At 44.7% G+C, this 25,489-nt stretch carries 19 protein-coding genes; 10 read left to right on the forward strand and 9 right to left on the reverse strand.

What is annotated here, in order from left to right; translation table 11 throughout:
• Positions 1–100 precede the first annotated feature (100 nt).
• Positions 101–2,029 (reverse strand): ABC transporter substrate-binding protein, encoded by a 1,929-nt coding sequence (locus tag MH215_RS10685; protein ID WP_239290127.1) that lies wholly within the window; start codon positions 2,027–2,029, stop codon positions 101–103.
• A 138-nt stretch (positions 2,030–2,167) separates the two neighbouring features.
• Between MH215_RS10685 and MH215_RS10690 the strand changes: the two genes are divergently transcribed.
• The 3 genes from MH215_RS10690 (at position 2,168) to MH215_RS10700 (ending at position 4,632) form a co-directional block, all read left to right on the forward strand.
• A complete protein-coding gene (locus tag MH215_RS10690; RefSeq protein ID WP_239290128.1) occupies positions 2,168–3,439 on the forward strand; it encodes an MDR family MFS transporter in 1,272 nt (423 codons plus the stop codon).
• Between the two features lie 205 nt (positions 3,440–3,644).
• The gene (locus MH215_RS10695) at positions 3,645–3,863 is read left to right on the forward strand and encodes a helix-turn-helix transcriptional regulator (RefSeq protein WP_056699668.1); all 219 of its coding nucleotides are present in this window, start codon (positions 3,645–3,647) and stop codon (positions 3,861–3,863) included.
• The gene (locus MH215_RS10700; protein ID WP_239290130.1) at positions 3,856–4,632 is read left to right on the forward strand and encodes a DUF3169 family protein; all 777 of its coding nucleotides are present in this window, start codon (positions 3,856–3,858) and stop codon (positions 4,630–4,632) included. The genes MH215_RS10695 and MH215_RS10700 overlap by 8 nt, the downstream gene beginning before the upstream one ends.
• Positions 4,633–4,774: 142 nt before the next feature.
• Here the strand turns inward: MH215_RS10700 and MH215_RS10705 are convergent, their stop codons facing one another.
• Positions 4,775–5,830, reverse strand: coding sequence for a hypothetical protein (locus tag MH215_RS10705; protein ID WP_239290131.1), 1,056 nt, complete (start codon positions 5,828–5,830; stop codon positions 4,775–4,777).
• Positions 5,827–7,665 carry an HSP90 family protein gene (locus tag MH215_RS10710; protein ID WP_239290132.1) on the reverse strand — a complete coding sequence of 613 codons (1,839 nt, stop codon included), beginning with the start codon at positions 7,663–7,665 and terminating at the stop codon, positions 5,827–5,829. Before MH215_RS10710 ends, MH215_RS10705 begins: the two co-directional genes overlap by 4 nt.
• Positions 7,666–8,222: 557 nt before the next feature.
• Here MH215_RS10710 and MH215_RS10715 point away from each other — a divergent pair.
• The 3 genes from MH215_RS10715 (at position 8,223) to MH215_RS10725 (ending at position 10,859) form a co-directional block, all read left to right on the forward strand.
• Positions 8,223–9,128, forward strand: coding sequence for an ABC transporter ATP-binding protein (locus MH215_RS10715; protein WP_239290133.1), 906 nt, complete (start codon positions 8,223–8,225; stop codon positions 9,126–9,128).
• Positions 9,121–9,954 (forward strand): ABC transporter permease subunit, encoded by an 834-nt coding sequence (locus MH215_RS10720; RefSeq protein ID WP_239290134.1) that lies wholly within the window; start codon positions 9,121–9,123, stop codon positions 9,952–9,954. Before MH215_RS10715 ends, MH215_RS10720 begins: the two co-directional genes overlap by 8 nt.
• Positions 9,955–10,064: 110 nt before the next feature.
• The gene (locus tag MH215_RS10725; protein WP_239290135.1) at positions 10,065–10,859 is read left to right on the forward strand and encodes a MurR/RpiR family transcriptional regulator; all 795 of its coding nucleotides are present in this window, start codon (positions 10,065–10,067) and stop codon (positions 10,857–10,859) included.
• Positions 10,860–10,884: 25 nt separating this feature from the next.
• Here the strand turns inward: MH215_RS10725 and MH215_RS10730 are convergent, their stop codons facing one another.
• Positions 10,885–11,895, reverse strand: a complete 1,011-nt coding sequence (locus MH215_RS10730) for a Gfo/Idh/MocA family oxidoreductase (protein WP_239290136.1) — start codon at positions 11,893–11,895, stop codon at positions 10,885–10,887.
• 242 nt (positions 11,896–12,137) lie between these two features.
• Between MH215_RS10730 and MH215_RS10735 the strand changes: the two genes are divergently transcribed.
• A complete protein-coding gene (locus MH215_RS10735; protein ID WP_239290137.1) occupies positions 12,138–13,424 on the forward strand; it encodes a DUF5050 domain-containing protein in 1,287 nt (428 codons plus the stop codon).
• Positions 13,425–13,571: 147 nt separating this feature from the next.
• Complete coding sequence (locus tag MH215_RS10740) at positions 13,572–15,194, forward strand: helix-turn-helix domain-containing protein (RefSeq protein WP_239290138.1); 1,623 nt, start codon at positions 13,572–13,574, stop codon at positions 15,192–15,194.
• Positions 15,195–15,509: 315 nt separating this feature from the next.
• Here MH215_RS10740 and MH215_RS10745 read toward each other — a convergent pair whose 3' ends face one another.
• On the reverse strand, positions 15,510–16,085 hold the full coding sequence (locus MH215_RS10745; RefSeq protein ID WP_056699698.1) for a GbsR/MarR family transcriptional regulator: 576 nt from the start codon (positions 16,083–16,085) through the stop codon (positions 15,510–15,512).
• Between the two features lie 498 nt (positions 16,086–16,583).
• Between MH215_RS10745 and MH215_RS10750 the strand changes: the two genes are divergently transcribed.
• Together MH215_RS10750 and MH215_RS10755 are read left to right on the forward strand one after the other, a co-directional pair.
• A complete protein-coding gene (locus tag MH215_RS10750; RefSeq protein WP_239290140.1) occupies positions 16,584–17,813 on the forward strand; it encodes a quaternary amine ABC transporter ATP-binding protein in 1,230 nt (409 codons plus the stop codon).
• Positions 17,779–20,373, forward strand: a complete 2,595-nt coding sequence (locus tag MH215_RS10755) for a glycine betaine ABC transporter substrate-binding protein (RefSeq protein WP_239290142.1) — start codon at positions 17,779–17,781, stop codon at positions 20,371–20,373. Before MH215_RS10750 ends, MH215_RS10755 begins: the two co-directional genes overlap by 35 nt.
• A gap of 199 nt (positions 20,374–20,572) precedes the next feature.
• Here the strand turns inward: MH215_RS10755 and MH215_RS10760 are convergent, their stop codons facing one another.
• The 4 genes from MH215_RS10760 to MH215_RS10775 form a co-directional block, all read right to left on the reverse strand.
• Entirely contained in the window at positions 20,573–21,547 is a 975-nt protein-coding gene (locus MH215_RS10760) for an iron-hydroxamate ABC transporter substrate-binding protein (RefSeq protein ID WP_239290144.1), read from the reverse strand.
• Between the two features lie 251 nt (positions 21,548–21,798).
• Positions 21,799–23,184 (reverse strand): ABC transporter substrate-binding protein, encoded by a 1,386-nt coding sequence (locus MH215_RS10765; protein ID WP_164848628.1) that lies wholly within the window; start codon positions 23,182–23,184, stop codon positions 21,799–21,801.
• 299 nt (positions 23,185–23,483) lie between these two features.
• Entirely contained in the window at positions 23,484–24,290 is an 807-nt protein-coding gene (locus tag MH215_RS10770; RefSeq protein ID WP_239290146.1) for a carbohydrate ABC transporter permease, read from the reverse strand.
• A gap of 11 nt (positions 24,291–24,301) precedes the next feature.
• Complete coding sequence (locus MH215_RS10775) at positions 24,302–25,264, reverse strand: carbohydrate ABC transporter permease (protein ID WP_239290148.1); 963 nt, start codon at positions 25,262–25,264, stop codon at positions 24,302–24,304.
• Positions 25,265–25,489 lie beyond the last annotated feature (225 nt).

Consider the following 25,489-nt stretch of genomic DNA (forward strand, 5'->3'; position numbering starts at 1 on the left):
ATACCTTGAGCAGCATCTTACGCTTGAGTTTAAGGTAGGATTCAAATACAGATTAAACGTCCTTCTATCTAATATTCGACCATCCCGTTGTAGTGAACTTCTACCACAACGGGATATAGGCCGAATAGCTGGAAGACTCTTCCGAAGCATTAGGACTTCGCTTGACCCATAACCGTCGCAAGTCAGGCATCCCATATCCCATCACGCGATAATCTCGTAGCGATGGATGATGTGAATGCTCCTCCCTGAAGCTATACACAGGCAATAATAACGCCTCGTGAATTAACCGATCCTCCAGTTGTAGCAAACTCTCCATCCGATCCTCTGGCTCCTGCATCGCCACGATCTGACCGCACTCTCGTTCTAACTCAAGCCTCCAATGATCATCCATTACACTGAGAAAGATCGTATTTTGGAACGTGTACATCGTAACGAGACTTCGCATCACATGATCGTCAAAAACTTCTCCAGTGTATATGAGGTCATACGCCTGTAATTCATCATGATAAATGGCCTTGACCACATCACCAGGTACGATGTTTACATGTAGACCAATCTGTTCACATCGCTTAGCAAACCAAACCATGTCATGCTCCATGTTCACGCCCTCTTCAACCCACACGTTCACCATCTCTCCTGCATAATGGCTACGTTTCAACCATGCCGAAGCGCTAACGAGAGAAGGTTCGTCTACACCTGTATCTACATCTGCACTTACACCTACGCCTACATCTACAGCTTCATTTACTTCAGTCCACTTCTGTTGTTCCATCTTCTCTTCTCTCAGGTGGTTATCTGCATCGAACAGATACCTCTCTTCCTCCTGCTGGTTTCCTCGATCATACTTGCGCACCAAACTAGATGTCGGCTGGATCGATGATCGATTCAAAGCATCCGCCATGACTTGTGGGTGCATAAGCTCTCGTATGGCACGACGAAAGGATATATCGAGATGAGGGCCTCTTTTGCGCATATTAAACGTCATAAAAACCCCGCCCTGTACTTCATGCTGTACCGCATGTGGCTTACCGTCTGGGAATAGTTCCTGTCGGATCATGGATTCCCCCCGCCCTGCTTGAGGAAGCTGCCAGATCTCTACACGATCAATAAACGCACGGCCTTGAAAATAGGAAGAGAATACCTCCAAGACTAAGATGTTCGGATCGTTGCGAACCAAACGATAAGGTCCCGTTCCAATCGGATGAAGTGGGCTTATCTCCACATCTCTTGGCAGAATAGAAGCATTAATGCTGCTCATCAAATCAGGAAACATAAAATTGGGTGCATTCAGCACAAAGCGAACCGTCAAATCGTCAAACGTTTCCACCCTCTGAATCGAGCCGAATAAGGCTTTGCAAGGGTTGTCCATGCTGGATAGGATGCGTTCAAATGTAAATTGTACATCCTCTGCTTCCAGAACTCTGCCATGGTGAAAGAGCACACCTTTATGTAAATAAAATGTCCATTCCGTTCCCTCTGCGTTGCTCTCCCATGCCATCGCAAGCCCTGGCTCACAGACATGGCGCTCTGCATTGTAACGCACTAAGCGATCATACACTTCTGCAACGATCCCCACATCGCCCCATACAACAGCCTGGGTAGGATCTAACGTCTCGAACGACGTCTCCTGAGGAATGCGGAGTGTGTCCACTCTCCCCCGAGCACCATGATCTGAACGAAGACCGAATTGTCCCTGTAGTCTATGCATTAAATTTTCTCGGATGAGAAACGGCAATGATGCAGCCAGTGCGTATGCTTCTTCTATTTTGTTGTTATGTAGTAGACGTTCAAACCAGTCCCCAGCCACGTCGTGTAACGGTAAACAAAAAACAAGTATAGACTTTTTGCCTCTTCCCCGCTGCGGGCTCCATCTGACCCAGCCGTTATCCAAAAACTTATTCATGATCAGATTCATATTACGCATGGTGCAGCACAAATGAGTTGCTAATTCACCCATCGTTATCTCTATTTCTTCCTCTTCATGTACATGGGAGAAGATTAACCTAAGTTGGATATAATGTTCTGTCACTTCCACAACCGTCCCAGCCTTTCATCGCCTTCACTAAAATATGAAATCCATCTCTGAACTCCTACAGTTTTTCTTCAGGTTTTTCTTCATTATACTCAGGAAAAACCGTTTCACCAACGAAAGGAAGACTGAAACCATATGAGATACACCGACTTACATCGCAATATTCAGATTCGAATCATCACCGATTTCTTTACGGACCTGACACAGAAATCCATTATTCCTTTTATGGCGATCTACCTGAGTCTTCAGATTGGTGCAGGCTGGGCAGGCTTGTTACTGACGATTAACATTATCGGCTCCATGTTGGTTGGGTTATGGGCTGGGTATTGGGCTGATCGGATTGGAAGAAAAAAATGGATGGTCATTGCTCAAATACTGCAGGTATTCGCACTTTTCTGGTTAGCTGCCGCTAACTCGCCATGGCTTAATTCAGTCCCTTTAACCTGCTGGATGTTTTTCCTTAGCAGCTTAAGCTCCGGGATCACTGTTCCGATTGCCAACGCCATGATTGTTGATGTAAGCAGTGAATCTGAACGCCATTATGTATATGGACTGCAATACTGGACAACCAACGCTGCGATTACGATCGGTGCTTTGATGGGGGGATTGTTATTTGAATCCTTCCGCTTCATCCTATTTAGTATCGTATGGGTAGAGAGTCTAGTCACCTTAGTTATCCTTGTCTTTTATATTCACGAAACAATGGATAGAAGACATGCGATCCTGTCTCACAGAACAAAACCAACCGCTCCTAAAAACATCTTCTATACCTACATCGATGTCCTTAAAGACAAGCGATTTATGATCTTCCTCACCGCTACCGTATTAGCAGTCTCTCTAGAATTTCAATTAGACAAGTACATTGCGGTGAGGCTAAAAAACGAATTCAGTGCTCAGTTGCTCCATTGGGATATCACAGGTTTGCAAATGTTCAGTCTCATTATGGCTATTAACACCGTACTCGTTGTACTCATTGCCATTCCTTTCACCAAATGGATGGGACGGCTACCTACTCAAAAAGTGATGACGGTTGGCATGTGTCTGTACACTGCTGGATTTGCCTTTCTCGGATTCAGTAACTGGACGCTATTGCTCATCATTTGCACCGTAATACTCACGGTTGGGGAACTGATGTATAATCCCGTCCGGCAAGTTCTACTTGCAGGAATGATCCCAGATGCGAATCGAGCTGCCTATATGGCTGTTGACGGCATGAGCTACAATGTAGCTGCATTGCTCGGAAGCTTGGGACTCACGCTTGGTGCCTTCCTCCCTTCATACGGGATGGCAGCCCTGTATGCGCTGCTCGGAATCACTTCGTTATTCTTTTTCCGTCAGACATTAACGTTGCAGTCACCGGTCACACCGACTCATCATGATTCTGTCTCTGTTGCAGATGCTTCTTAGTTGCTTGGTTCCAAGTCTAGAAAATAAGGCATAGTTCAAATGAAGTTTGCATTTTATACTACTTATCCACTTCGCCTCCGAATAAAGTTTCACGGAGGTTTTTTGCCGTGCATCCTTGTTTTTTTGTATATTATCTTATTTAATTTGTATATTATCGTTTACAAATTGTATATTATAATATACAATTCAATCAGGAGGTGAGCAAGTGGAAGAATTACACAATCATGTTCGGGAGTTACGAGCCAGAGACCGTCTATCTCAAGCAGAACTGGCTAAATTAATCAACGCCTCTCGTCAAACCATTGCCCTCATTGAACGCGGAGATTACTCTCCTTCTGTCGTTCTGGCATTGAAAATAGCCAAAGTTTTTAATGAACCTGTTGAACAAATTTTTGAATTGAAGGGTGGAGATTCACATGACTAATTCAACTACAAGCGTAAATTCCAAGTATCGTTGGTTACGTCTACCGCTGTACATGGCTGGTGGAGCAATCGTTGGTTTTTTGGTCTCGAGTATCTTGCTGAAAGCACCTGCCAATCTAGACTGGACTTTTTCTGTATACTACAATTACGATCTGCTGTTCGGCATTCTTGGCTTTTTGGTTCTGGCGTTGTTTGCATGCAATACAGCCATTCTGGTTCGTATTCCTACTAAACTGAATCCGGAAGAAGACCTCTACAGTGATGCCGATACCCTTGATTCACCTGCGGAACGTTCATTAGGCAGAGCAATGATCATTAGCAATTTCAATGTGATCCTGTCGTTTACTTGGGGAGCTCTTGCTCTGTCATTACTTGCTTCAACACGAACAGTTACTGGCTCTTCGGAAATGTTTAATCTGATTAACTTAATCGTTGCGGTCATCGCCATATTTATCATTATTTTCCTTCAGAACATAACTCTTAAACGATATAATAATTATTTTCCAGATCGTACGTTGGATTTAAACTCAAGTAACATGCATCAGGAGCACTTTGATAAACTTGATGAAGGCGAGAAGTGGACCGTCTATCGCGCAGCCTATCGTTCCTTCCGCAACATAAATGTATTACTTAGTGCGGGGATGGTCTCTATGGTGCTATATTCCATACTTTTCACCTTTGCCCCATTTCCTATCGTTGTTCTTTCTGTAATCTGGATTGCCCACATCGGCATCTATTATCGTGAAGTCTATCGTAAAAACAAAGCATAACTCCATTCAGCTAATAAATAAGCTCATGGCTGGATTGAACAATCCCACCATGAGCTACAGGTTCACTTAACATATCGAACAGAACAATTGAACATATACGATCGCTTCAGTCAATCTCTCTGTTCCAAAATTTTGTTTATGTTTAACGCTTCTCTATCAACGATGAAACGTGGCGATTGCCATTCCGTTGATCAAATTGTTCTGCCATCGATTTGGCGTAATCTCCGAAATAATCTGCAAGCTTAATCAGATCTCCTGGATCTCCGTCATACGGAAACGATGCGGGTAGGCGCAGGCGATAGCCAGGTGACTCTTCTGCCCAGCGCCGTAATAGCGAAGCGGCATGTGCATAGTAGATCATTTTGGCAAAAGGATCTTCATGATCCATCGCCAGCACAAGGCTTTCCTCCAGTATATCAATGCCCTTCGCAGGATCAGTTAACGTCAAGAATTCCATCTGTTCGCCGAAACTTTGCACGAAATCATTCTGTCCCTTAATCAATCGATAACCATTTTTCTGGTGAACATGCGCCTCTTCGATCTTACCCAATCGATATAATGGCATAAGAACCTCGGACAAGGTCAAGTGTGGAATCTCGGCACAGCTCATGCGACCCTTCAAGATGGGCTTGGCTGTCTGCAGCACCTTCTCATCATCACCCATTCTGTCCCAGTAGCGCATAATCTCATCCTGCTCACACGCCTCACAATCACTCATATAGTCACGTTCGAGGTCTCTGAACTTGGCATAGCTCGCACTAGCTTCATCCAATTCACCGAGATCCATATAGACACGGAAGCGATAATACCAGTACGAACGATCACTATATCCAAATGATTGGAAACGACGTCCGAAGTCCTCGAGAAGCTCCATAATTTTATCACGTGAAATTTCAGGGAAGATCGTCATTTTCCCCAGAATCCATTTATACGACCACATCAATGTTTCTTCGTCATATAACTCCGGCTGCTGATCGAATTTCCCCAACTGCCAGGAGAATGCAATCAAGGCTTTCATGGGATAGCCACAGAAGGAAGCCACCTCAACAATTTCGGAACGAGCTTCGTACGCCTCCTCCTCCATACCACTCAGATCAGCTATTCTAGCCGCTTCTTCTAACATCCCCAGTTTGGCAGGCCCGTTCGGGAGTCCATAAGCCTCTTCCATTAAGTCTTCAAAATCCATCTCCGTTCTCATTCATGTCCCTCCTGTGGTTTCGTATTCGCCTGCAGACCCCAATCAATGAAACGAACAATACCTTGATTCATGACTTCAAGCTCTTGGCGGTTCATCGGGTAATGACCCATCATCAAGGCATTCACGTACAACATTTCAATGGCAATCGGTGTCATCTGAGGGTCTGGTGACGTTAAGACCCGCTGTATTACGGGATTACTTACATTCAGATATAACGTCGAATATCCTGCCGATCCAAAGCCAGAAGATAAGGAGCCAAGTACGGATGAAAATAAATCCGTAGTCTCTTCACTTGCTTTCTCTAGTGCACGTAGCGTTGACGATTCCTGTGAAAGTGTGAACAGCACCGGCAGGTCGGTTGGTTTGAACCCTTTAACCTCTGCTCGGCAGCGAAAACGCTGTAAGGCTGAATCGGCAAGACGCAAGGCATCATAATAACGATTGCGTTCATCTGGCGGGACATCGGTAAAGCTCATCGACACTTCATCTGGCTCAATCCGTTCGGTATTCACGTTCTCTGCCACCATAGGCAGGCTCTCCATCAGTGAACTGTCATATATATAACCGCCATTAATGACCAGCATGGATTGGGCAGAAGCAACGTGATGAATCTGACGATACTCATCTACCGTTGTGGTGAAATAGAGTGTCTCCTGCTCCTCCAGAAGTTCTCCTAACTCCCGGTGACCTCGGGTACTATCGAACGGCAACCAGCGGTGAATCATGCGATAGAACTCCAAATCCTCCACAGCAAGAGCCTTCATAGACAACGCATGTAAACGAATAATCTTCTGTAATCGTTCTGTCTGAGTCTCAGCCATATCAGCTAGTCCTTGACGAAGAGCACCTCCTAATTCAGAGCGCACTTCTTCAAGCTTCTCATTTTCATAAAAATGCTCCCGTGATGCCGTTGGCTGAAGCTCATCTGTCCAGATCAGACATTTCACGAAGAATGCCCACTCTGGCAAAATATTCTCTGCCTTCTCCGATATGAGCATGCGCTTCAGATATACCCGGTGTGAACGCTTGACGTTCAAATTCACAGCATGGGGCAACACGTAGGCAATCCCCCCTGTGCGCCCTGAGGCTGTTGTCAGCGGGATAAAATCTTGAAATTTCTCACCTAACAATCGCTCGCCAAAGGCCAATACTTCAGATTTCCGCCCTCTTGCACGTTCAGGCGCGATTAGCCAATCAGGCGATTCGGCATTCACGATGCTCTGCACACCTTCACTGTGTAGCGTAACTGGGTAAGGTAGTAATGCTCCGTAATAGAACAACGCCTGTTGCACATAATCCTTTTCAAAATAATGGGCTGCTTCGGGGGTCGAGCGCAAATACACTTTGGTTCCTGGAGATAATTGCGTATCCAGCTGTCGAATCGTATACGTACCATCTGGCTTCCCACGCCACTCCATCGATGGTCCACCCTTCACAGACTGTGTCAGCATAACAATTTCATTGCTCACCATGAAGCAGGATAATAGACCAATCCCAAACCGGCCAATAAATGAGGTCTCTCCTTGCAAAAGTGACTGTGGATCCCGCTTGGATGATTGACCAATCATCGCCAGAAACTCATGAATATCCGCTTCAGTTAATCCGATACCGTTATCCTCTACCATCATCGTTAACTGTTCACCGCTGCCCGTAAGCTCCACTCGGACATTCCCCATGAATCCCGGTTCTACTTCCGCGCGTCCTGTAATCGCATCTGTCGCATTTTGCATGAGTTCACGTAAAAACACTTTAGGGCTGCTGTACAAATGGTTCGATAAAATCTGGATCATACCGCTCAGGTTAACCTGAAAACGATACTCATTAGATGCTGTCATATTCGTTCACCTTCCTTAAAGTCCAACCACACCATAACTCCATAGTCTATATGGCATTTGATCTGTTAGACGAATTAAATATGTATACATATTAATAAATTGTTTCAGCAACGATAGGTTAGATTCAATAGGTTAAACCACGCGTCAAGCCGGCCTTGTTCACCAAGACCGGCGTTAGACGAATAATTCATTTTTATATGGATCATTGGGGTCTATCCTATCATTACCACAATGGCATTAGCGCTGAAACGACTTCAGTCACCTTATATTCAGGATACTAGGTAGAAGAACGGATGAAAACAAACCTGGGACCCGAATTCAATAGACTTTAGGTTCATAACTATGTTGATCACTTGGGACTAAAGATAGAAAAAGAAACAAATTCATGTCTAAAATCAAGCAGAGGAGTACTTTTGAACACTCATCAAAACTATTTTCGAAAAGGATTGAACGATCTGGCTAAGCTACTCGTATCATTAGCAAACATGGATCGAGCGAAGTGCAGGAAGAATCATCGATAACGAAGCTCTGATCAGTATGAAAGACGGTGAATACATATGATTAATGTTCGTAATATCTCTAAACAGTTCAAGGATCATCAAGCATTAAACGATGTTAGCTTTACCCTTACAGAAGGCAGTATCACAGGTTTGATTGGCCCTAACGGCTCAGGTAAAACCACTCTGATTCGCATCATGAATGGTGTTCTTGGCGCTTCCGGCGGACAGGTTCGAATTCATGGACTTGATCCGTTCGTGGAGACAGAGAAGGTTCTTGCCATGTGCGGCACACTAACGGAACAAAGTGGGCTGTATGACAATATGAGTGGGCGTGACAACCTGGCTTTCTTTGCAGATGCTTTTGGTATTCCGCAGCGTGATGGAAGAATAAACGAACTTGTGGATTTATTGGAGCTTCAAGAGTATCAACATCGTAAAGTCGGTACCTACAGTACAGGTATGAAAAAAAGATTAGGACTAGCACGGGTATTGCTACACCGTCCATCCGTTCTGTTTCTGGATGAACCCACAAACGGGCTAGATCCCGATGGAATTCAGATGGTTCTTCGGATGATTCGTCGTCTCAACACAGAGGAACACCTGACGATTCTCGTGTCATCTCACGTATTATCCCAGCTCTCAGCCGTGTGTGACCGTTATGTATTTATGCAGAATGGCTGCAAAGTGGAGGAGGGCACTGAGCATGAGATTATTAGCCGTTACCAGACGGCGCCGCGGATCGAAGTAGAAGCGGTTCTGCCAGAGGGATGGGATCGGGTCGAAGGTTATAGCCCTGAGGTTATATCCGCGCAGCGAGCTGTCTTCCAGCTTCAATCCCGTGAAGATATTCCAACCTTGTTAAGACAGTTGACTGCGCACGGGGAAGTGTATCAAGCTCGCATTGTTAACAGTGATCTGGAGCGTATATATTTTGCCATAAGGGAGGCACACCACCATGAATAAACGCCATGCCATTCGTGCACTTGTTCGCAAAGATATTCGAGCTATTACTGCCAGTGTGCAGCTCTGGCTTCCTATGATCATTGTTCCACTTCTGATTGGTATTATTATGCCTGCCGCCCTCCTATGGGTAGCCTCAAGAACAGAACTACGCACTATAGGTAATCTTAAATTTATGCTTGATTCTCTAGATGCACTCACGCGTTCAGGGCAAATCCCTCAGCTCGCTTCCATGCCTACGGATAATCATCGAATTGTCTATTACCTTGCCTTGTACATGTTCGCTCCTTTGTTCCTCATTATTCCAGTGATGGCATCCAGCATATTAACGGCGAACAGCTTCGCTGGTGAGAAAGAGCGCAAGACATTGGAGGGGTTATTATTCATACCCATCAGCATGGATACCTTGTTCAAAGGAAAAGTGCTTGCCGCCTTCATCCCTTCTGTGCTGCTATCTTGGGTTACATTCATCATCTATGGCATCATTGCCAATATTCTGATGTACCCGATGTTCGGACAATTGATGTTTCCTAATCTCAACTGGATCATCTTAGTTCTCTGGGTTGTGCCTTCATGTAGTCTGATGGTCATCCTATTCAATGTGCTCATCTCAGCCAAAGTACGTGGATTTCAGGAAGCCTATCAGCTTGGTGGTCTCGTCGTTATTCCACTACTTGCTCTCATTGCTGGTCAGGCAAGTGGAATGCTGCTGATTCGTCCTTTCATGTTACTTCTCATTGGTGCAATTCTTCTACTAGTCTGCTTCATCCTGCTTCGTCTCGTTACACTCTGGAACAGCCGCCAGCAATTAGCAGAGAGTCAGATTTAGATTATTCTGATGCGGTGTCGTCTCTTCTATGATCATTGAGAAAACAAAACTCAAGGGTTATGATATGAAGAGATGTACCTAGAATGCTAGTAGGAGGCATACAGGATAGAATGGAATCCCAGCTACTTCAAAAATTGAAATATGCAGAGAAATTAACGCCACAAGAAAAGCATATTGTAGACTTTATTTTAAACAATCCTCACATTGTTTTTCATTCAACCGCACATGAACTTGCTCAATTAACCTATACAAGCGCTTCGACTATTGTCCGTTTATGCAAAAAACTGGGTACCCAAGGGTACCCAGACTTTCAACTCAAACTTGCGCTGGAATATCAGCCTAGTTCTACCCCATTCCACTCTGAGGATCAACTGATTGCAGAACAAGGTAATGCACTCGCAGCAATCGAATCCGTTCCTTATCTCTACGAACAAGCACTGAATGAGACTCGCCGTCTGTTGAACCCCTCTGTTCTGCAACGAATTATTGATTGGGTCAGAGAATCACATCGAATTGATATCTACGGTAACGACATGAACTATTATCTAGCCCAACAAGCCTGTACCAAGTGGAATGAACTCGGCATATCTGCCATTGCTCACAATAGCCCTAATTTGCATTATTTGAACACTATGGCTCCCAGTCAGACAACGCTCTCTTTTGTCATATCACATACAGGAGAGAATCTGTCTATGATCGATGCAGCCACAATTCTTAGTCAGAAGTCCATGAAGGTCATCGCAGTCACTAGCAACAATCATTCAACACTGTCCAGACAGTGCACTGAAACTCTTCTTACTCATGGATATTATGAACAGTTACGTCTATCCAAGATGTCCACCATGGTCTCTGTTCTCTATCTTTTTGATATCCTATATATGGGTAGTATTAGCGACTCCTACTAGATCTATATGGTTAAGTTCATTTATATTATTGGGCTTGCTTCGCAGCCTCAACTCCATCACTCAATATATCGAGTACATACAGTACTTCTTCATTCTTGACGGGTTGTTCACCTTGATGTCGGATCGCCCTCACTAGACTCTCATACAGCAGCCCATAATCCGTAATCTCAGAAGGTACCTTCTCCGTATGAGATTCTCCCTCATCATCTACATAAGTCAGTGTACCCCAATTCTCTACAGGCTCTTGATCAAAGGATACCTGTGTTGGCCCTTCTCCATTTTTGGTTTGATGACCACTGCTATATTTAATGAAGCTACCACGATCACCATGGACGACAAACTTGGGATGTGCAATCTTGACTAACAAACTGCACTTAATCGTTACTTTGGTCAAGCCATAGCGAAAATCAATATCGATATAATCATCCGCCTGACCCGGATAAACCAAGCTTCGGACATCGTAATCAATTCGATCCGCTACACCAAATAGGGAAACCATTTGATCAATGGTATGCACAGCCAATCCATGCATTAACCCAAACCCAGGTCTGATCCAGGATGGCTTGAAATAATCATAATGAGACTGAATTTCATGGATATTACCCAGTTTTCCACTCTCGATTACCTTTTTCAAGGTTAAGAAATCCCCATCAAACCTGCGATTCTGATTCGCCATAGCGATTAGATTTTTGCGCTTAGCAAGTTCGAAAATGTCCTTCGCTTCTGCTGACGTTGCAGCAAACGGCTTTTCTACCAATACGTGTTTTCCATGCTCTAGGGCTTGCTTCGCATAATCGACATGACTGTCCACATGTGTTGCTACAACAATTAATTCAATCTCCGTATCTTGAAGTACGTCATTGAAATCTATCGTAAATGTAATATCGGGATAATACGCTTCTCTTTCTGTATCACCTATGCGATCTTCCTCACGCCGGTAGATCTTCTTCACCTTGATGTCCTTTGTTCTCTCCAGATAAGGCAGGTGATAATTGACAACAGCATTGCCGAATCCAATGATGGCGATATTTAGCATTTTACCATGACTCCTTCTGCTCTAGGATACACGAATGTTATCATGCTTGATTCGCTCCGAGAATGCTTAAGAACCGAATAGGCACCACCATGCACAGAAGGACTCTCAAGTGGGATTTTAGTGAAATTCAATTTCATTTTTAGTTCTGTTGGAGTTGGGAGCTGTAACATTTTTCCCCTTGTTTACCGATATAATTTAAAGGTCTATACATATATAACATGAAGAAGGGTGACGATTTCATTATGAACAAATGGTTGGCCAAAATGCAGCGCTCCATGGGAGCATTGCTGATCTGCGCACTGGTGGGCGGCGCAACACTCGTTGGTGGGGCTGAGGTACAAGCTGCAACGCTTAGTCAGTCTAGCGTGTATTATGATTCGGATGGCGTTCTCTACAAGGTGACTGGGGACGGCAGCGAAACTACAGAAGTATTGATTGATTATGAAGGTACCGATCCGGTCGAAGCAGGCTCTTATCTCTACTACCTGCCATCCAATAATTCTACAACCCTGCTTAGAGTCCCGAATGATGGATCAAGTGATGCTGCGGAGACATATGCAACAGGTGTACTCGACTACTACACCGATAACGGATTTATTTATTATCTAGATACAACCGGACAGATCTATCGAGCAAATGGAAATAGCGCTGCATCTTCCGCTACAAAGATTGCCGATAAAGCAGATACAGAATTCCCGATGTTCTCGGTCAATAAAGGTCGCATATACTACAACGGTCTCGTTAATGGCAACACATGGTTTGTCTCCAAAGCTTCTAATGGAAGCGGAGCTGTGCAACGGATTGCATCTGGTGCTGTAGAGAGTCGTTACCTAGTGAATGAAGCCAAAAATCAGTTACAAGTGATGCTCAATACAGATCCCTACGAGGATTACTATTCAACCAATGCGATGGTTCTGTACAAAGTAAACTACAATACCGGCAAGGGTACAGCTGTTAATCCCAAGTCTAAGCTTGATGTGAACGCTGTGTACTCCGGTGGCTGGGGAAATAACCTTTACGTTTATAACAAAGGCATCGTGCTTGATAGCAACAAAGATTACAACTATTCAACAGGCAAAGCCTTTGCTCTGACTTCTGCGGGCAAGACCTTCCAGGTTCACAGCAAGAGTGTGCGAGAAGTCACTGCTCTAGGAACAGATAAAGTAGTCATCATTGATGCAGACAAAAAAGCTTACGGCAAAACGTTTGTTAGCAACAAGGTGACCAAATCAACTACCCTGAACCTGAACAACGTAACCTATGCATCCAATCAGTACACGAACAGCACACCAACCACGGTGTACATCTCAGGCAACAACGGTCTCTACTCTGTTACAACAGCTTTCAAGGTAACCAAACTTACTGGTGAAGAATGGGATACCTTCCTATTCAGAAACAACGTGCCAGGCGTATTCTACATCAATGCAAATGACCTCTATCGGTTGTACCACGTAAACGCCAACGGCACAGGCAAAAAAGCACTTAGTGACGTATACCTTGACGATATCCGCTTGGTTACATCAAACTAAGCAGCATTCCTACTGCGTGAGAAATACCCTGAACCTACTAAGGTTCGGGGTATTTTTTGTTTATACGTTATTCATTTTCAAAAAAAACTTCCATATGAGAATGATAATTGTTATCATTAAGAAAATGAACCAAAAAGGATGGTCGGTATGACTGAACAGCTTTCTTTTAATAGTGAAACTTCATCTCTGCCGTTGCTCTCCTCCATGTGCCGAGTTCGCCGTGGAGAGAATTTCCGTGTGAATAGCAAAGCGGTGTCCCGTCCAATGCTGTGCCTTGTTTTACAAGGTGAAGGGCTTCTGTCCCTTAATAATGAACTCTATTCGGCTACGGCCAACCAACTGTTTGTCTTAGAAGAAGGTACACACGTCGAGGCCACCTCTTCGTCCAATATAACGGAGTTTATTCTGGTGAGCATGAGCACGGTCATTGTGCAGCAAATCCAAGGTGAATGGAAAATGACATCTGTTCCTGGGCTTCCGCTGCACTGGCATACAGGCAGAATCCTTGTCCGTCAGGAACATCAGATCGTGGCGCGCTTTAAACAACTGTACGATGCATATCGTGGTGTGACGCAAGATCATTTTGTTAGCATACATAGCCAGCTCCATGAATTGCTCCAGTACGTCTCAGAGCATCGGCTAGAAGCGAATCAAGAAAGAGTCGATCCGGCGCTTGAACGCAGTATCCGATATATGCACCGCTTCATGGGAGACGGAATCACCATGGATCAACTCGCCAAAATTGCCAAACTTACGCCAAGCTCTTATTCTCGCAGCTTCAAAAAAGCAAAGGGCATGTCCCCTACTGATTATCTGAACGGATTACGAATCTGCAAAGCCAAATCACAATTACAACAAAATGATTATTCTATAAAAGAAATCGCAGAATCCGTCGGATACGGCAACGAATATTATTTCAATCGCAAATTCAAACAAACTGTAGGTATTTCCCCTAGTTTATATATGAAGCAAAATCAATTAAAAGTTGCCACTGCATCGGTGCTTGCCCTGTCTGAACACCTATCTTCCCTAGGTCTTGAGCCGGTCGCCACAGTTAATGCATGGAATGACAGAGAAGTCGCTGAAAAAGAATCCCATCGTCAGTTCACTACTCAATTAGATAAACTTCGCAGAGCTAAGCCTGACTTGATCATCGCAGATTGGTACCACGGGCCCTATGTGGATACACTCAAAAGCATTGCACCCACTGTGATCTTGAACAAAGTGGAGGACTGGCGCGAAAGCTATCTTCGAATAGGTGAACTGGTTGGAAGAGAAAAACAAGCGTTATCTCATATCAAGGAGCTAGCCTTCCGAATCTTGGAGACGAGCAAGCGTCTGCAGACTTATTTTGCTAATGAGCGTATTACGCTTGTTCAAGTGACATCACAACTCGTTCGTATACAGGGTACGTTTAATCATCCACTGCCAGAATTGTTATATGGTGAGCTGGGACTGCAACCTGCACAACTTGTCCCTACCCATCAACCACAAAGTGAGTTCTTAGCAGAGAGTACCCCATTACTGGATACAGACCATCTGTTAATTCAACGTGTGCCTACCCTTGCTGCCAGTGAAAAAGTGATGCGACGAATGAAGCAGACGGCAGGCTGGAACCGCTCACCTGCTGTACTTCATGGTAATGTCCATGACATTCATCATTGGTTTGAGATATGCTGGACACCTCGCGGACAGATTCAGATCATGAATGAATTAGAGCAGATTGCCCAGCAGTATGCGGCCTTCTCTCAAACAGCTTGGACTCTATAAGAGGTTGTTCAAAAAGTTCGCTTTTGATTACGATGGATGCGCGAGTGGCATCTCAACGTCGAAGATGGGATTCAGCCGAAATAAGTGGATGCTTACGAAGCTTGTTTCCGTAGGAAACAATGTAGTTGCTCACGTAGGTTTGCCTACGCTCCGCTACTCCATTACTAGCTTCATCCCATCTTCTTGGTACTGAAAACCGCCTTTTTGAACACGCACTATAAGAGCCTAAGTGCACGTTTTTACATTATAATCGCAGAAAAAGCGTCCTCCAGTGTGGAGAACGCCTTTTTGTGTTGATCATCTTTTTTTTCAGGATCAGGACTGTTCTTGAACTTCTTCCCGAGGGACTAACTTGTATATTTCTTCATCTTCCATTGTATCAATTAATCGATCAAGCCATTTGTAATATGCCTCCGCTTGCAGCATTTTCTTCTTGTCCTCCATGAGGATATGAAGTAGCTCCGCGTCAGCTTGTTCATCCAAGTCACGAATTAAACGATTTAGTTCTTCAATGGATTTGCGCAGGGTCTGAAGATTGCTCTCCACCGCTTTTCTCCATTTAATTACGAAATAGTCTGTGAACGTCTGGTGCCAGTCATACTCCACTTCATATAGATCTTTACGCGAGCCCTTACTCCAAACTTTATTCACCATTTTTAGATCCAGCAGGGTGCGAACGCCGGTACTCATGCTTGTTTTGCTCATTTCCATTTCCCGTCCCATATCGTCAAGGGTCATTGGTTTGTCCGCAAAAAAAAGTAAACCGTATAAGTGTCCCGTGGACAGCGTAACGCCGTATAGATCCATATTGCGCCCAATGGCTTCAATGACGCGTTTCCGGATTCTGAGAACTGTTTCCTGCTGCTCTTCTTGTAAATGGTCCAAGCCCATGCTTGCAACCTCCATTCTGAACATTACCAGTCTTGGCAAAAATAATTGCACCCTTACAAAGTCCTGCTTACATGGGAAAGCATCCGGCCGGACATCCTATACGCCAGAGGGCTCTGATCACCCAATGTATTAAAATGGTAACTTTGCCAAGATACATTTGCCTATGACTCTCTTTTAACCAAAAAAATTAACTTCAATTCAACCCATTTTCTATTTTAGAAAAAGCATTCTGAAAAGTAAAGGTTTCTAATTAGCCAGAATAAGGAGATAGACGGAGCATATGGGAGGAAAACTTTGTACAGTTTTTACTGTATAAACATTATGTACTGTTTATTCAGTTGATATACTGGTTAAGTATTGTTAGAATACAAAACGTTACCCAGAAAGACGGGAAGCGAAGCAACGATTACCGGATTTCGTGGCTGGGCGCACAAGTGTATGGGCTTGTGGATGCTGTAAGCCGTTCGAAGTGCACAACACATCAGAAGGGGTGAAAACATGACCATACTTGAAGTGAAGAATGTAAGTAAACTGTTTGGCCCCCAAACCGAGCAAGGATTACAATTGTTAGAGCAAGGTTGGGGGAAAGAAAAGTTGGCCAAAGAAAAACAGATAACGGTTGGTGTCAATCGGGTCAACATGGAGATCAAAGAAGGCGAGATTTTCGTTATCATGGGCTTGTCCGGTAGTGGTAAATCCACACTGGTTCGTATGTTTAATCGATTAATCGAACCAACATCAGGAGAAATACTGGTTCATGGCAAAGATTTACGTAAGATGAACAAAGAACAATTGCGCGAAGTACGTCGGAAAACAATCAGCATGGTTTTTCAGAAATTTGCGTTGTTCCCGCACCGTACCGTTCTCGATAATGTGGAGTATGGACTCGAAGTCCAAAAAGTGGACAAAGAAGTTCGGCGGAAAAAAGCAAAAACATCACTGGAACTGGTTGGCCTAAAAGGCTGGGAAGATAAAATGCCAGATGAGCTCAGTGGTGGTATGCAGCAGCGTGTAGGTCTTGCCCGTGCGCTTGCCAATGATCCAGAAGTGCTGTTGATGGATGAAGCCTTCAGCGCCCTCGATCCACTGATTCGCCGTGATATGCAGGATGAACTGATTGAGCTTCAGGATAAAATGAAAAAGACGATTATTTTCATTACCCATGACTTGGACGAAGCGCTGCGCATCGGCGATCGTATTGCTCTTATGAAGGATGGAGCCGTCGTGCAGATCGGTACACCGGAAGAAATTATGATTCAACCGGCCAACTCCTATGTGGCCCGCTTCGTCGAAGACGTGGACTTGTCCAAAGTCCTTACCGCCTCTCACGTTATGCGTCGCCCAGAAACGATTACACTAGACCGTGGTCCTCGTGTTGCCCTCGAATTAATGCGCGAACGTGGTATTTCCAACCTGTTTGTCATTGACCGTTCGAAGAAATTGTTAGGTGTCATTACAGCAGAAGATGCTACCCGTGCGATGCGCGAAAATAAAGTATTGAACGACATTCTGATCACGGATGGACCGACGGTAGCCCCTGAGACTCTTATTCATGAATTGTTTGAAATGGTAAGTTCTGCCCATGTGCCGCTCGCTGTTGTTGGTGAGAATGGCCGTCTGCAAGGTGTTATCGTCCGCGGTGCCCTGCTGGGTGCACTTAGCGGTGAAGTTGCAGTAAAGGAGGAACTTGTGAATGATTCCCAAAATACCACTAGCATCGTGGATTGAAGCCATCGTTGACTGGATGAGCTCCTCGCTCTCCGGATTGTTTGATGTCATTTCTACCGTTATACATGGGGTTGTCGGATATTTCTCTGGGCTCTTCTTGTTGCCCCATCCGCTCCTCTTCATCGCAATCTTGGGTATTCTCGCATTTATTGTGGGTCGACTCCCGCTTACACTATTTACAGTTATCGGATTCCTGCTCGTAGATAACCTCGGGTACTGGTCTCAATCGATGGATACACTCGGTCTGGTTATCACATCAGGATTAATCTCGATCCTGCTCGGCGTACCCATCGGAATATGGCTTGCTTATAGTAAGACAGCAGCTCGTATCATCACGCCACTGCTTGACTTCATGCAGACAATGCCTGCATTTGTCTACTTGCTGCCAGCTGTAACGTTCTTCAGCTTAGGCGTAGTTCCGGGCGTTATCGCTTCTGTAATTTTTGCAATCCCACCTACGATTCGCCTGACGCACTTGGGTATCAAACAGGTATCTAGCGAACTCGTTGAAGCTGCGGACGCTTTCGGTTCAACTTCCATGCAGAAGTTGTTCAAAGTACAGCTTCCACTGGCTTTGCCTACAGTAATGTCCGGTATTAACCAGACCATCATGTTGTCCCTCTCCATGGTCGTTATCGCGTCCATGATTGGTGCGCAAGGTATTGGTGCCGAAGTATATCGTGCCGTTACGCAACTTCAAATTGGTAAAGGTTTCGAAGCAGGTCTCGCTGTTGTCGTGCTTGCCATTGTGCTTGACCGATTCACACAGAATCTATTCATGCCAGGTCGCAAGAAGACGTCACGCGTTACATCGAAACAAAAAGCTTGGATTACTTCTGTAGCGACACTTATTGTGCTCCTCGCAGGCTTCTCCCAGTATTTCGTAGGCGGTACAACTTCCGCTGGCGGAAACAACGCAGCAGCTAATGCTGTAGGTGATGAAGTGAACTATCAAATTATCGGTATCGATCCAGGTGCCGGTATCATGAAATCAACTGCAAAAGCGATTGAAGATTACAATCTGTCAGATTGGACTCTCATCGAAGGCTCTGGTGCAGCAATGACTGCTACACTGGATAAAGCCATCAAGAATGAAGAACCTATTATCATTACAGGTTGGACTCCGCACTGGATGTTCAACAAATATGATCTGAAATATTTGGAAGATCCGAAAAAATCCTTCGGAGATGCTGAAGAAATTCATACCATCGCCCGTAAAGGTCTAAAAGAAGATCATCCTGTCGCTTTCGAATTCTTATCCCGCTTCAGTTGGGCATCGGATGAGATGGGTGAGATGATGATTGCCATTCAAGATGGTACATCTCCAGAAGACGCAGCTAAAGCTTATGCTGAGAAGCATGCTGATCAGATTGATGAATGGACAAAAGGTCTGACTCCAGTAAATGGTGATACCTTCAAGCTCAGCTATGTGGCTTGGGATTCCGAAATCGCAAGTACGAACCTTTTGAAATATGTGATGGAAACAAAACTTGGTTACAAAGTCAATGCCCTTCAAGTTGAAGCAGGTCCAATGTGGACGGGTGTTGCTTCTGGTGACGTAGATGCCTCTCCGGCAGCATGGTTGCCACTGACACATGCGGACTATTGGGATCGGTACAAAGATCAAGTTGACGATCTTGGTGCTAATATGACAGGTGTACGCACAGGTCTTGTGGTTCCTAGTTATATGACAGATGTTAATTCCATTGAAGATCTGGAAACGGGCGCTGCTGCTTCTACTGCCGCTCCAACAGCAAGTACCAATGTGGGCGACGAAGTGAATCACCAAATCGTTGGGATTGACCCAGGTGCAGGTTTGATGAAAGCTACAGCAAATGCCATTGAGAATTATGGTTTAACGAACTGGAATCTAATTGAAGGCTCTGGAGCAGCAATGACTGCATCACTAGACAAAGCCTACAAAAATCAAGAACCAATTATTGTTACTGGTTGGACTCCTCATTGGATGTTCAATCAGTATGATCTGAAATATCTGGATGACCCAGACTTAATTTTCGGTGACGCAGAAGAGGTTCACACGGTTGGTCGTAAAGGGATTAAAGAAGATCATCCTGTAGCTTACGAGTTCTTCTCTCGCTTTAATTGGACTGCCGACGAAATGAGTGAAATCATGGTCGACATCCAAAAGGGTGTTTCTCCTGAACAAGCTGCCAAGACTTATGCTGAGAAACATCCAGACCAAATTGAGGAATGGATCAAAGGGCTTACACCTGTTAAGGGTGATACGCTACGCCTAGGTTATGTTGCATGGGACTCTGAGATTGCAAGTACAAATCTGCTGAAATATGTCCTTGAGACGGATCTAGGTTACAACGTGCAAGCACTGCAAGTCGAAGCAGGTCCTATGTGGGCAGGCTTAGCAGCAGGTGATATCGATGCTTCTCCAGCCGTTTGGCTTCCACTTACTCATGGCGACTATTGGGATTCATATGGAGACAAAATCGAAGACATCGCTGTAAGTATGACTGGAGTGAAACAAGGACTTGTCGTTCCAACCTACATGGACATCACTTCAGTTGAAGATTTAAAAGATAATTAACCCAAATCGAGTTGTATCAACCTGGATTTGGAAAAAAAGCGAGCAATGTTACGCTGCTCGTATATCACAAAACAACCTTCTCGATGAGCGAGAAGGTTGTTTATTTTTGCGAAATTATGAAATGTGAAGGCCAAACTTGTGTGCGTGCGTATATGGTACCTTTTTAAATCGGTGTAAAAGAACTCATAAGCTCTTCTACTTACTTCGATTCACCAAGAAACGCTTCTTTGAAGATGTTCAGTACATATTCAAGTGTAGTCGGATCACTATACGTGACAGCTTTCGTTTCCAGCTCAATAACATGTTTATTCTGAACAGCAGGTATATTGCTCCAAATGGTAGATTTCATAATTTCATTATCCCGAGTCATATCTCTACTAAGTACAACAAAATCACCCATGTATTCAGGAAGAACCTCAAGTGATAAGGAGTGATAGCCTTCTTGTAGTGTATCATTCTTCACTTGTTCCGGCATATTCAGCTTCATAGCTTGATATAACGCTTCAGTTCCCCGCGCCCAATGATCTCCCATGACAAACACTTCTTTTTCAAATATTTCAATTGTGGATACCGTCACGTTATCCCCATATTTGGCTTTGATCTCATTGCCGATATCTTCTGCTCTTTTTGTGAAATCATCAATCCACGCTTGTGCTTCAGCTTCTTTATTCAGTACTTTACCGATCTCTAACTGTTGATCCAAGTAGTCCAGTTTGCCCCAAGTATACACAATGGTAGGTGCAATCTTAGACAGTTGTTCTAGATTCTTCGCCGTTGAACCTGCGATGATTAAATCCGGATTCATTGCCGCGATGCTCTCTGGATCTGAATCGGTTACGATGGCAACATCTTTTAATTTGTCTTTGAACAGCGGATTTGCCGCAGTCCATTCATCCACACCCACTGGTGTTACATCCATAGAAAGTATATTAGGGCCATTAGACAGAGCGACGATTCTCTCGGGCTTGGCCGGAATCTCTACAGGGCCAGTTTCAGACTGATACGTAATTGTATCCGTTGTCTCTTCCTGAGCAGCACCTGTACTTGTTGTATCAGCAGCAGTCTCCTGATTGCTGTTACTGGTTACATTGTTTGAAGCATCGTTACCGCAGGCGCTGGCGATGATCGTGAACAGCATGATCACAATCAACGGCAGGATCATTCTCTTTTTCATCTGTGTTTTCTCCCCTAATCATTAATGATAATCATTATCATTTTATCGTGCTGATTATATGATAGGAGTCGCTAGGGTGTCAATCATTTTCCTTACTACGGTCGCGCTTAGCATATAAACTAGATATCAGATTCTCAGACTGCAGTTGACTCTCTTTGATCCACCTCTGGTCGACATCGACCAAAGACAATAAATGCGACGATCATGTTCGACCGCCGCATCTAAGTTGTTGTTATGAGTTTAATCTAACATTATTTCTTCACTGTGCTGTTGTACTGTGCGATCTTATCTGTAATTTGCTTCGCAGCAGCATCAAGAGCTTCCTGAGGTTCACCTTGTCCGTTCAGAACTGTCTCGATTGCTCCTTCGACAATTTGTCTTGCTTCTGGGAATACACCCATAACTGCGCCGGAAGTTGCTGTCGAATCAACGGAAGCGTGCAATTGGTCGACTGCTGTCTGGAATTGCGGGTACTTCGCCATATTATCCTTTAATACTTGCTGATCATAAGCTGCTGTCGTAATTGGGAAGTATCCTGTCGCAACGCTCCAGTTGGCTTGTACTTCTGGTGTCGCCAAATACTTGATGAATTCCCACGCTGCTTGTTGTTGTGCATCGGATTTGTTATTCATGATGTACAAGCTTGCACCACCAACGACAACTCCGCCATCTTTTGCATCTGCTGGGCGAGGCAAGAATCCTGTTCCAAGTTCAAACTTACCGCCAGAGCCTTCTACAATTTTACGCAATCCAGCCGTAGAATCCAGTGTCATACCGATTTGTTGTGCTGTGAATGCTGCAGTTGTATCATCTGTGCTACGTCCGAGGTTAGATACGGTTTTCTCGTCGATCATCTTTTTCCACCATGACAATGTCTTCACGCCAGCTTCGGAGTTCAACAGAGATTCCGTAGCTGCGCTGTCTCGACCGTTACCATTGTTTACATAATCTGCATTCTGGTTAGCGAAGAATTGCTCCATGAACCAGCCATAGATCGCCATGGAAGCGCCTGGTTTACCGTCTTTGCCCAGTGCTTTGGCTGCTTGTTCGAACTCTTCATATGTCTTCGGTGGGTTCTCTGGATCCAAGCCCGCTGCTTTGAACATGTCTTTGTTGTAGTAAAGAATTGGGTTCGATGTATTAAAAGGCATCGCATTCAATTTACCATCAATGGTGTAATAACGAATGATGTTTGGCTCCAATTGAGAAAGATCAAAATTATCTTTATCAATAAATTGCTGTACTGGCGTAATCATGCCAGAGTCAATCATGAACTTACTACCGATCTCATAAACCTGGATGATGTCAGGACCACTGTCTGATCCCATCGATGCTTTCAGTTTGTTCAAGCTCTCATCATATTTACCTTGATAGATTGCTTTGACCTGAATGTCAGGGTGACTAGCGTTGAAGTCAGAGGCAAGTTGATTGATCGCTTTTTCCCCTGCTCCGGACATGGAGTGCCACCAATTCAATTGAACAGGCTCAGTCGTAGCTGCAGCGGCATCCGCTTGTCCACCAGCCGCTGGCGTGCTGCTTGTGTCTGCTTTGGTACCACATGCGGAGATAACTAACATGAGTGCTGCCAACATTAATGCAAACGTTCCTCTTTTTTTCAAACCAAATCCCTTTACCATGATCTCTCTCCTTTTTTAGGGCTCATTTCAAAAATCAGTTCATTAGAGTTAGGCGAAGTGGCCATTCCAGTAACGAATCGTTCTTCCGATTGCTGTTATCCCCAGATTTTTTTCTCCCATTCTTTCAATGGGAAAATCCGGTGATAAACGCAAACGCGTTGCTTCTTCAGAATCGATTTCGTTCCTTCCATTACTTTCGCATTTTCTCCTAAAAAGATTTTAAGATTGAGCCTGGTTTACTCGCTCGTAGCATTGGAATGCAAGAACCTTTTTCAATGGGTGGTAAAGCTCTGATTGAACTAACCCTTCAGTGCACCAGCTGCCATTCCGCGGACAAGCTGTTTCAACCCAAACACCAGCAGCAACAAAGATGGCAGAATGACCATCGCCGTGCCGGCAAATACCAGATTCCATGCAGTGGATTCCTGGAACTCCAGCATCGAGATCCCGATCTGTACTGTTCTCATCTCTGGGGTGTTCGTTACGAGCAACGGCCACAGATACGAATTGTACATACTGAGGAACGAGTAGATCGCTAGTGTTCCAAGTGCTGGGCGAGACAGCGGTAGTACATGCGATACAAAATATCGAATGTGTCCACAGCCATCAATTTTTGCTGCTTCAAACAGCTCTTTGGGGAGTTGCATAAAGAACTGTCTTAGCAGGAAGGTACCAAACGCCGTAGCCAGGAACGGAACCGTTAACCCCTGATACGTATCAAGCCAGCCCCAACTACGAACCGTCAGATAGTTCGGAATCATCGTGACTTCCCAAGGGATCATCATCGTCGCGACAAACATACTGAAGATGACGTTTTTCCCTTTAAACTGCATTTTGGCAAAAGCGTATGCAGCCATACTCGCCGTAATCAATTGCCCCAGCATGGTCAGTCCAGCAACCAGGAAGGTATTCCAGATAAACGTACCAATAGGCACGATATCGAATACTTCGGAGAAGTTGGACAGGTCAATCGTCTGCGGAATGATATGCGGCGGATAGGCACTTGCATCCTCGGGCGTCATCACAGCCATGAAAAAGGTATACATGACCGGATACAATACCAGTGCTGCACAGATCGTGAGAAGCACATACAATAAGGTGTTCATCCATGGAGTTCTCATTGATAATGTACTTTCCTTTCCACCCATTTGAACTGAATTAGGGTTAGAAGCATAATGACCGCGAACAGAATAAGCGCCTGTGCACTACCTGTTCCGAAGCGGAAATTAACAAAGGCTTCCTGATAGATCGAGTAGACGAATACGTTTGTACTGTCCATCGGTCCCCCTCGGGTTAGAATATTGATCTGACCAAACGACTGGAACGCACCAATGATGGAAACCACACTGACAAAAAACAGCGTAGGTGACAGCAACGGCATTGAGATTTTGCGAAACGTAAGCAATGGTCCTGCTCCATCAATTTTCGCACTCTCATAGATTTCATCCGGGATGCCTTGCAATCCACTGGACAAAATAATGTAATTGAATCCAAGATTCATCCAGATGGTCATAATCGAAATGGAGATTAGTGCCCAATCCGGACTGGTTAGCCAAGGAATCGGATCAATACCGACTTTTCCTAATAAATAATTCAGCATGCCCAGTGTCGGATGGAACAGAAACTTCCAGATGACTGCGGACGAACCTACAGATAATACAACGGGTAGAGAAAAGACAAACTGGAACACACGCATTCCCTTAAATTTGTTATGGGTTAGCGCAGCCAAAATGAGTGCGGCCAAGATGCCCGTTGGCACCGTGAACAAAACAAACAGCAACGTCACTTTCATTCCTTGCAGAAACAGCCCGGATTGGAAAACCGCCTTAAAGTTATCCAGTCCTACATAGGCAGCAATCTGTCCCGTAGGATCAGTTGAATGCATACTGAGGTACACAGATTTAAACATCGGATAGAACAGGAACACTGCAAACAAAAGCAGCGATGGTGCCAGGAAACCATAGGCCAGCAGATTTTCCCGCATCCGTTGTACGCGGAGCGAAGCCGTACGGCGCTCACTTGTCTTTGATATACGCCGACTGGCAGCAGGCAAGCCGATCCGGTTATCAAGCTCACTCATCGGATTTTCTCCCCCCTTGATTAGGGCGTGTCTGGAAACTCCGAAGGACGCAGATTTTACCGAATTTCCGTTCCAAGCAAGGAAGTTTTCCGCAGGCGTGCCGAGGCACGTCAAGGGAAAATGACGCAGCAGAGAGCGAAAAGGTGGTAAAAGATGCACTTCAGTGAGTTTTCAGACATGTCCTAGCTCATTCGGTCATGACTCAAGCGTCATAACCACCTTAAT

Origin of the sequence: Paenibacillus sp. ACRSA, assembly GCF_022346845.1 — a bacterium.
GTDB lineage: Bacteria > Bacillota > Bacilli > Paenibacillales > Paenibacillaceae > Paenibacillus.

What these genes read in the sequence shown, in the direction of transcription:
- MH215_RS10690 (WP_239290128.1), top strand. Translation starts at nt 2,168, where the DNA reads ATGAGATACACCGACTTACATCGCAATATTCAGATTCGAATCATCACC.
- MH215_RS10700 (WP_239290130.1), top strand. Translation starts at nt 3,856, where the DNA reads ATGACTAATTCAACTACAAGCGTAAATTCCAAGTATCGTTGGTTACGT.
- MH215_RS10705 (WP_239290131.1), bottom strand. Translation starts at nt 5,830, where the DNA reads ATGAGAACGGAGATGGATTTTGAAGACTTAATGGAAGAGGCTTATGGA.
- MH215_RS10710 (WP_239290132.1), bottom strand. Translation starts at nt 7,665, where the DNA reads ATGACAGCATCTAATGAGTATCGTTTTCAGGTTAACCTGAGCGGTATG.
- MH215_RS10715 (WP_239290133.1), top strand. Translation starts at nt 8,223, where the DNA reads ATGATTAATGTTCGTAATATCTCTAAACAGTTCAAGGATCATCAAGCA.
- MH215_RS10720 (WP_239290134.1), top strand. Translation starts at nt 9,121, where the DNA reads ATGAATAAACGCCATGCCATTCGTGCACTTGTTCGCAAAGATATTCGA.
- MH215_RS10725 (WP_239290135.1), top strand. Translation starts at nt 10,065, where the DNA reads ATGGAATCCCAGCTACTTCAAAAATTGAAATATGCAGAGAAATTAACG.
- MH215_RS10730 (WP_239290136.1), bottom strand. Translation starts at nt 11,895, where the DNA reads ATGCTAAATATCGCCATCATTGGATTCGGCAATGCTGTTGTCAATTAT.
- MH215_RS10735 (WP_239290137.1), top strand. Translation starts at nt 12,138, where the DNA reads ATGAACAAATGGTTGGCCAAAATGCAGCGCTCCATGGGAGCATTGCTG.
- MH215_RS10740 (WP_239290138.1), top strand. Translation starts at nt 13,572, where the DNA reads ATGACTGAACAGCTTTCTTTTAATAGTGAAACTTCATCTCTGCCGTTG.
- MH215_RS10745 (WP_056699698.1), bottom strand. Translation starts at nt 16,085, where the DNA reads ATGGGCTTGGACCATTTACAAGAAGAGCAGCAGGAAACAGTTCTCAGA.
- MH215_RS10750 (WP_239290140.1), top strand. Translation starts at nt 16,584, where the DNA reads ATGACCATACTTGAAGTGAAGAATGTAAGTAAACTGTTTGGCCCCCAA.
- MH215_RS10755 (WP_239290142.1), top strand. Translation starts at nt 17,779, where the DNA reads ATGATTCCCAAAATACCACTAGCATCGTGGATTGAAGCCATCGTTGAC.
- MH215_RS10760 (WP_239290144.1), bottom strand. Translation starts at nt 21,547, where the DNA reads ATGAAAAAGAGAATGATCCTGCCGTTGATTGTGATCATGCTGTTCACG.
- MH215_RS10765 (WP_164848628.1), bottom strand. Translation starts at nt 23,184, where the DNA reads ATGGTAAAGGGATTTGGTTTGAAAAAAAGAGGAACGTTTGCATTAATG.
- MH215_RS10770 (WP_239290146.1), bottom strand. Translation starts at nt 24,290, where the DNA reads ATGAACACCTTATTGTATGTGCTTCTCACGATCTGTGCAGCACTGGTA.
- MH215_RS10775 (WP_239290148.1), bottom strand. Translation starts at nt 25,264, where the DNA reads ATGAGTGAGCTTGATAACCGGATCGGCTTGCCTGCTGCCAGTCGGCGT.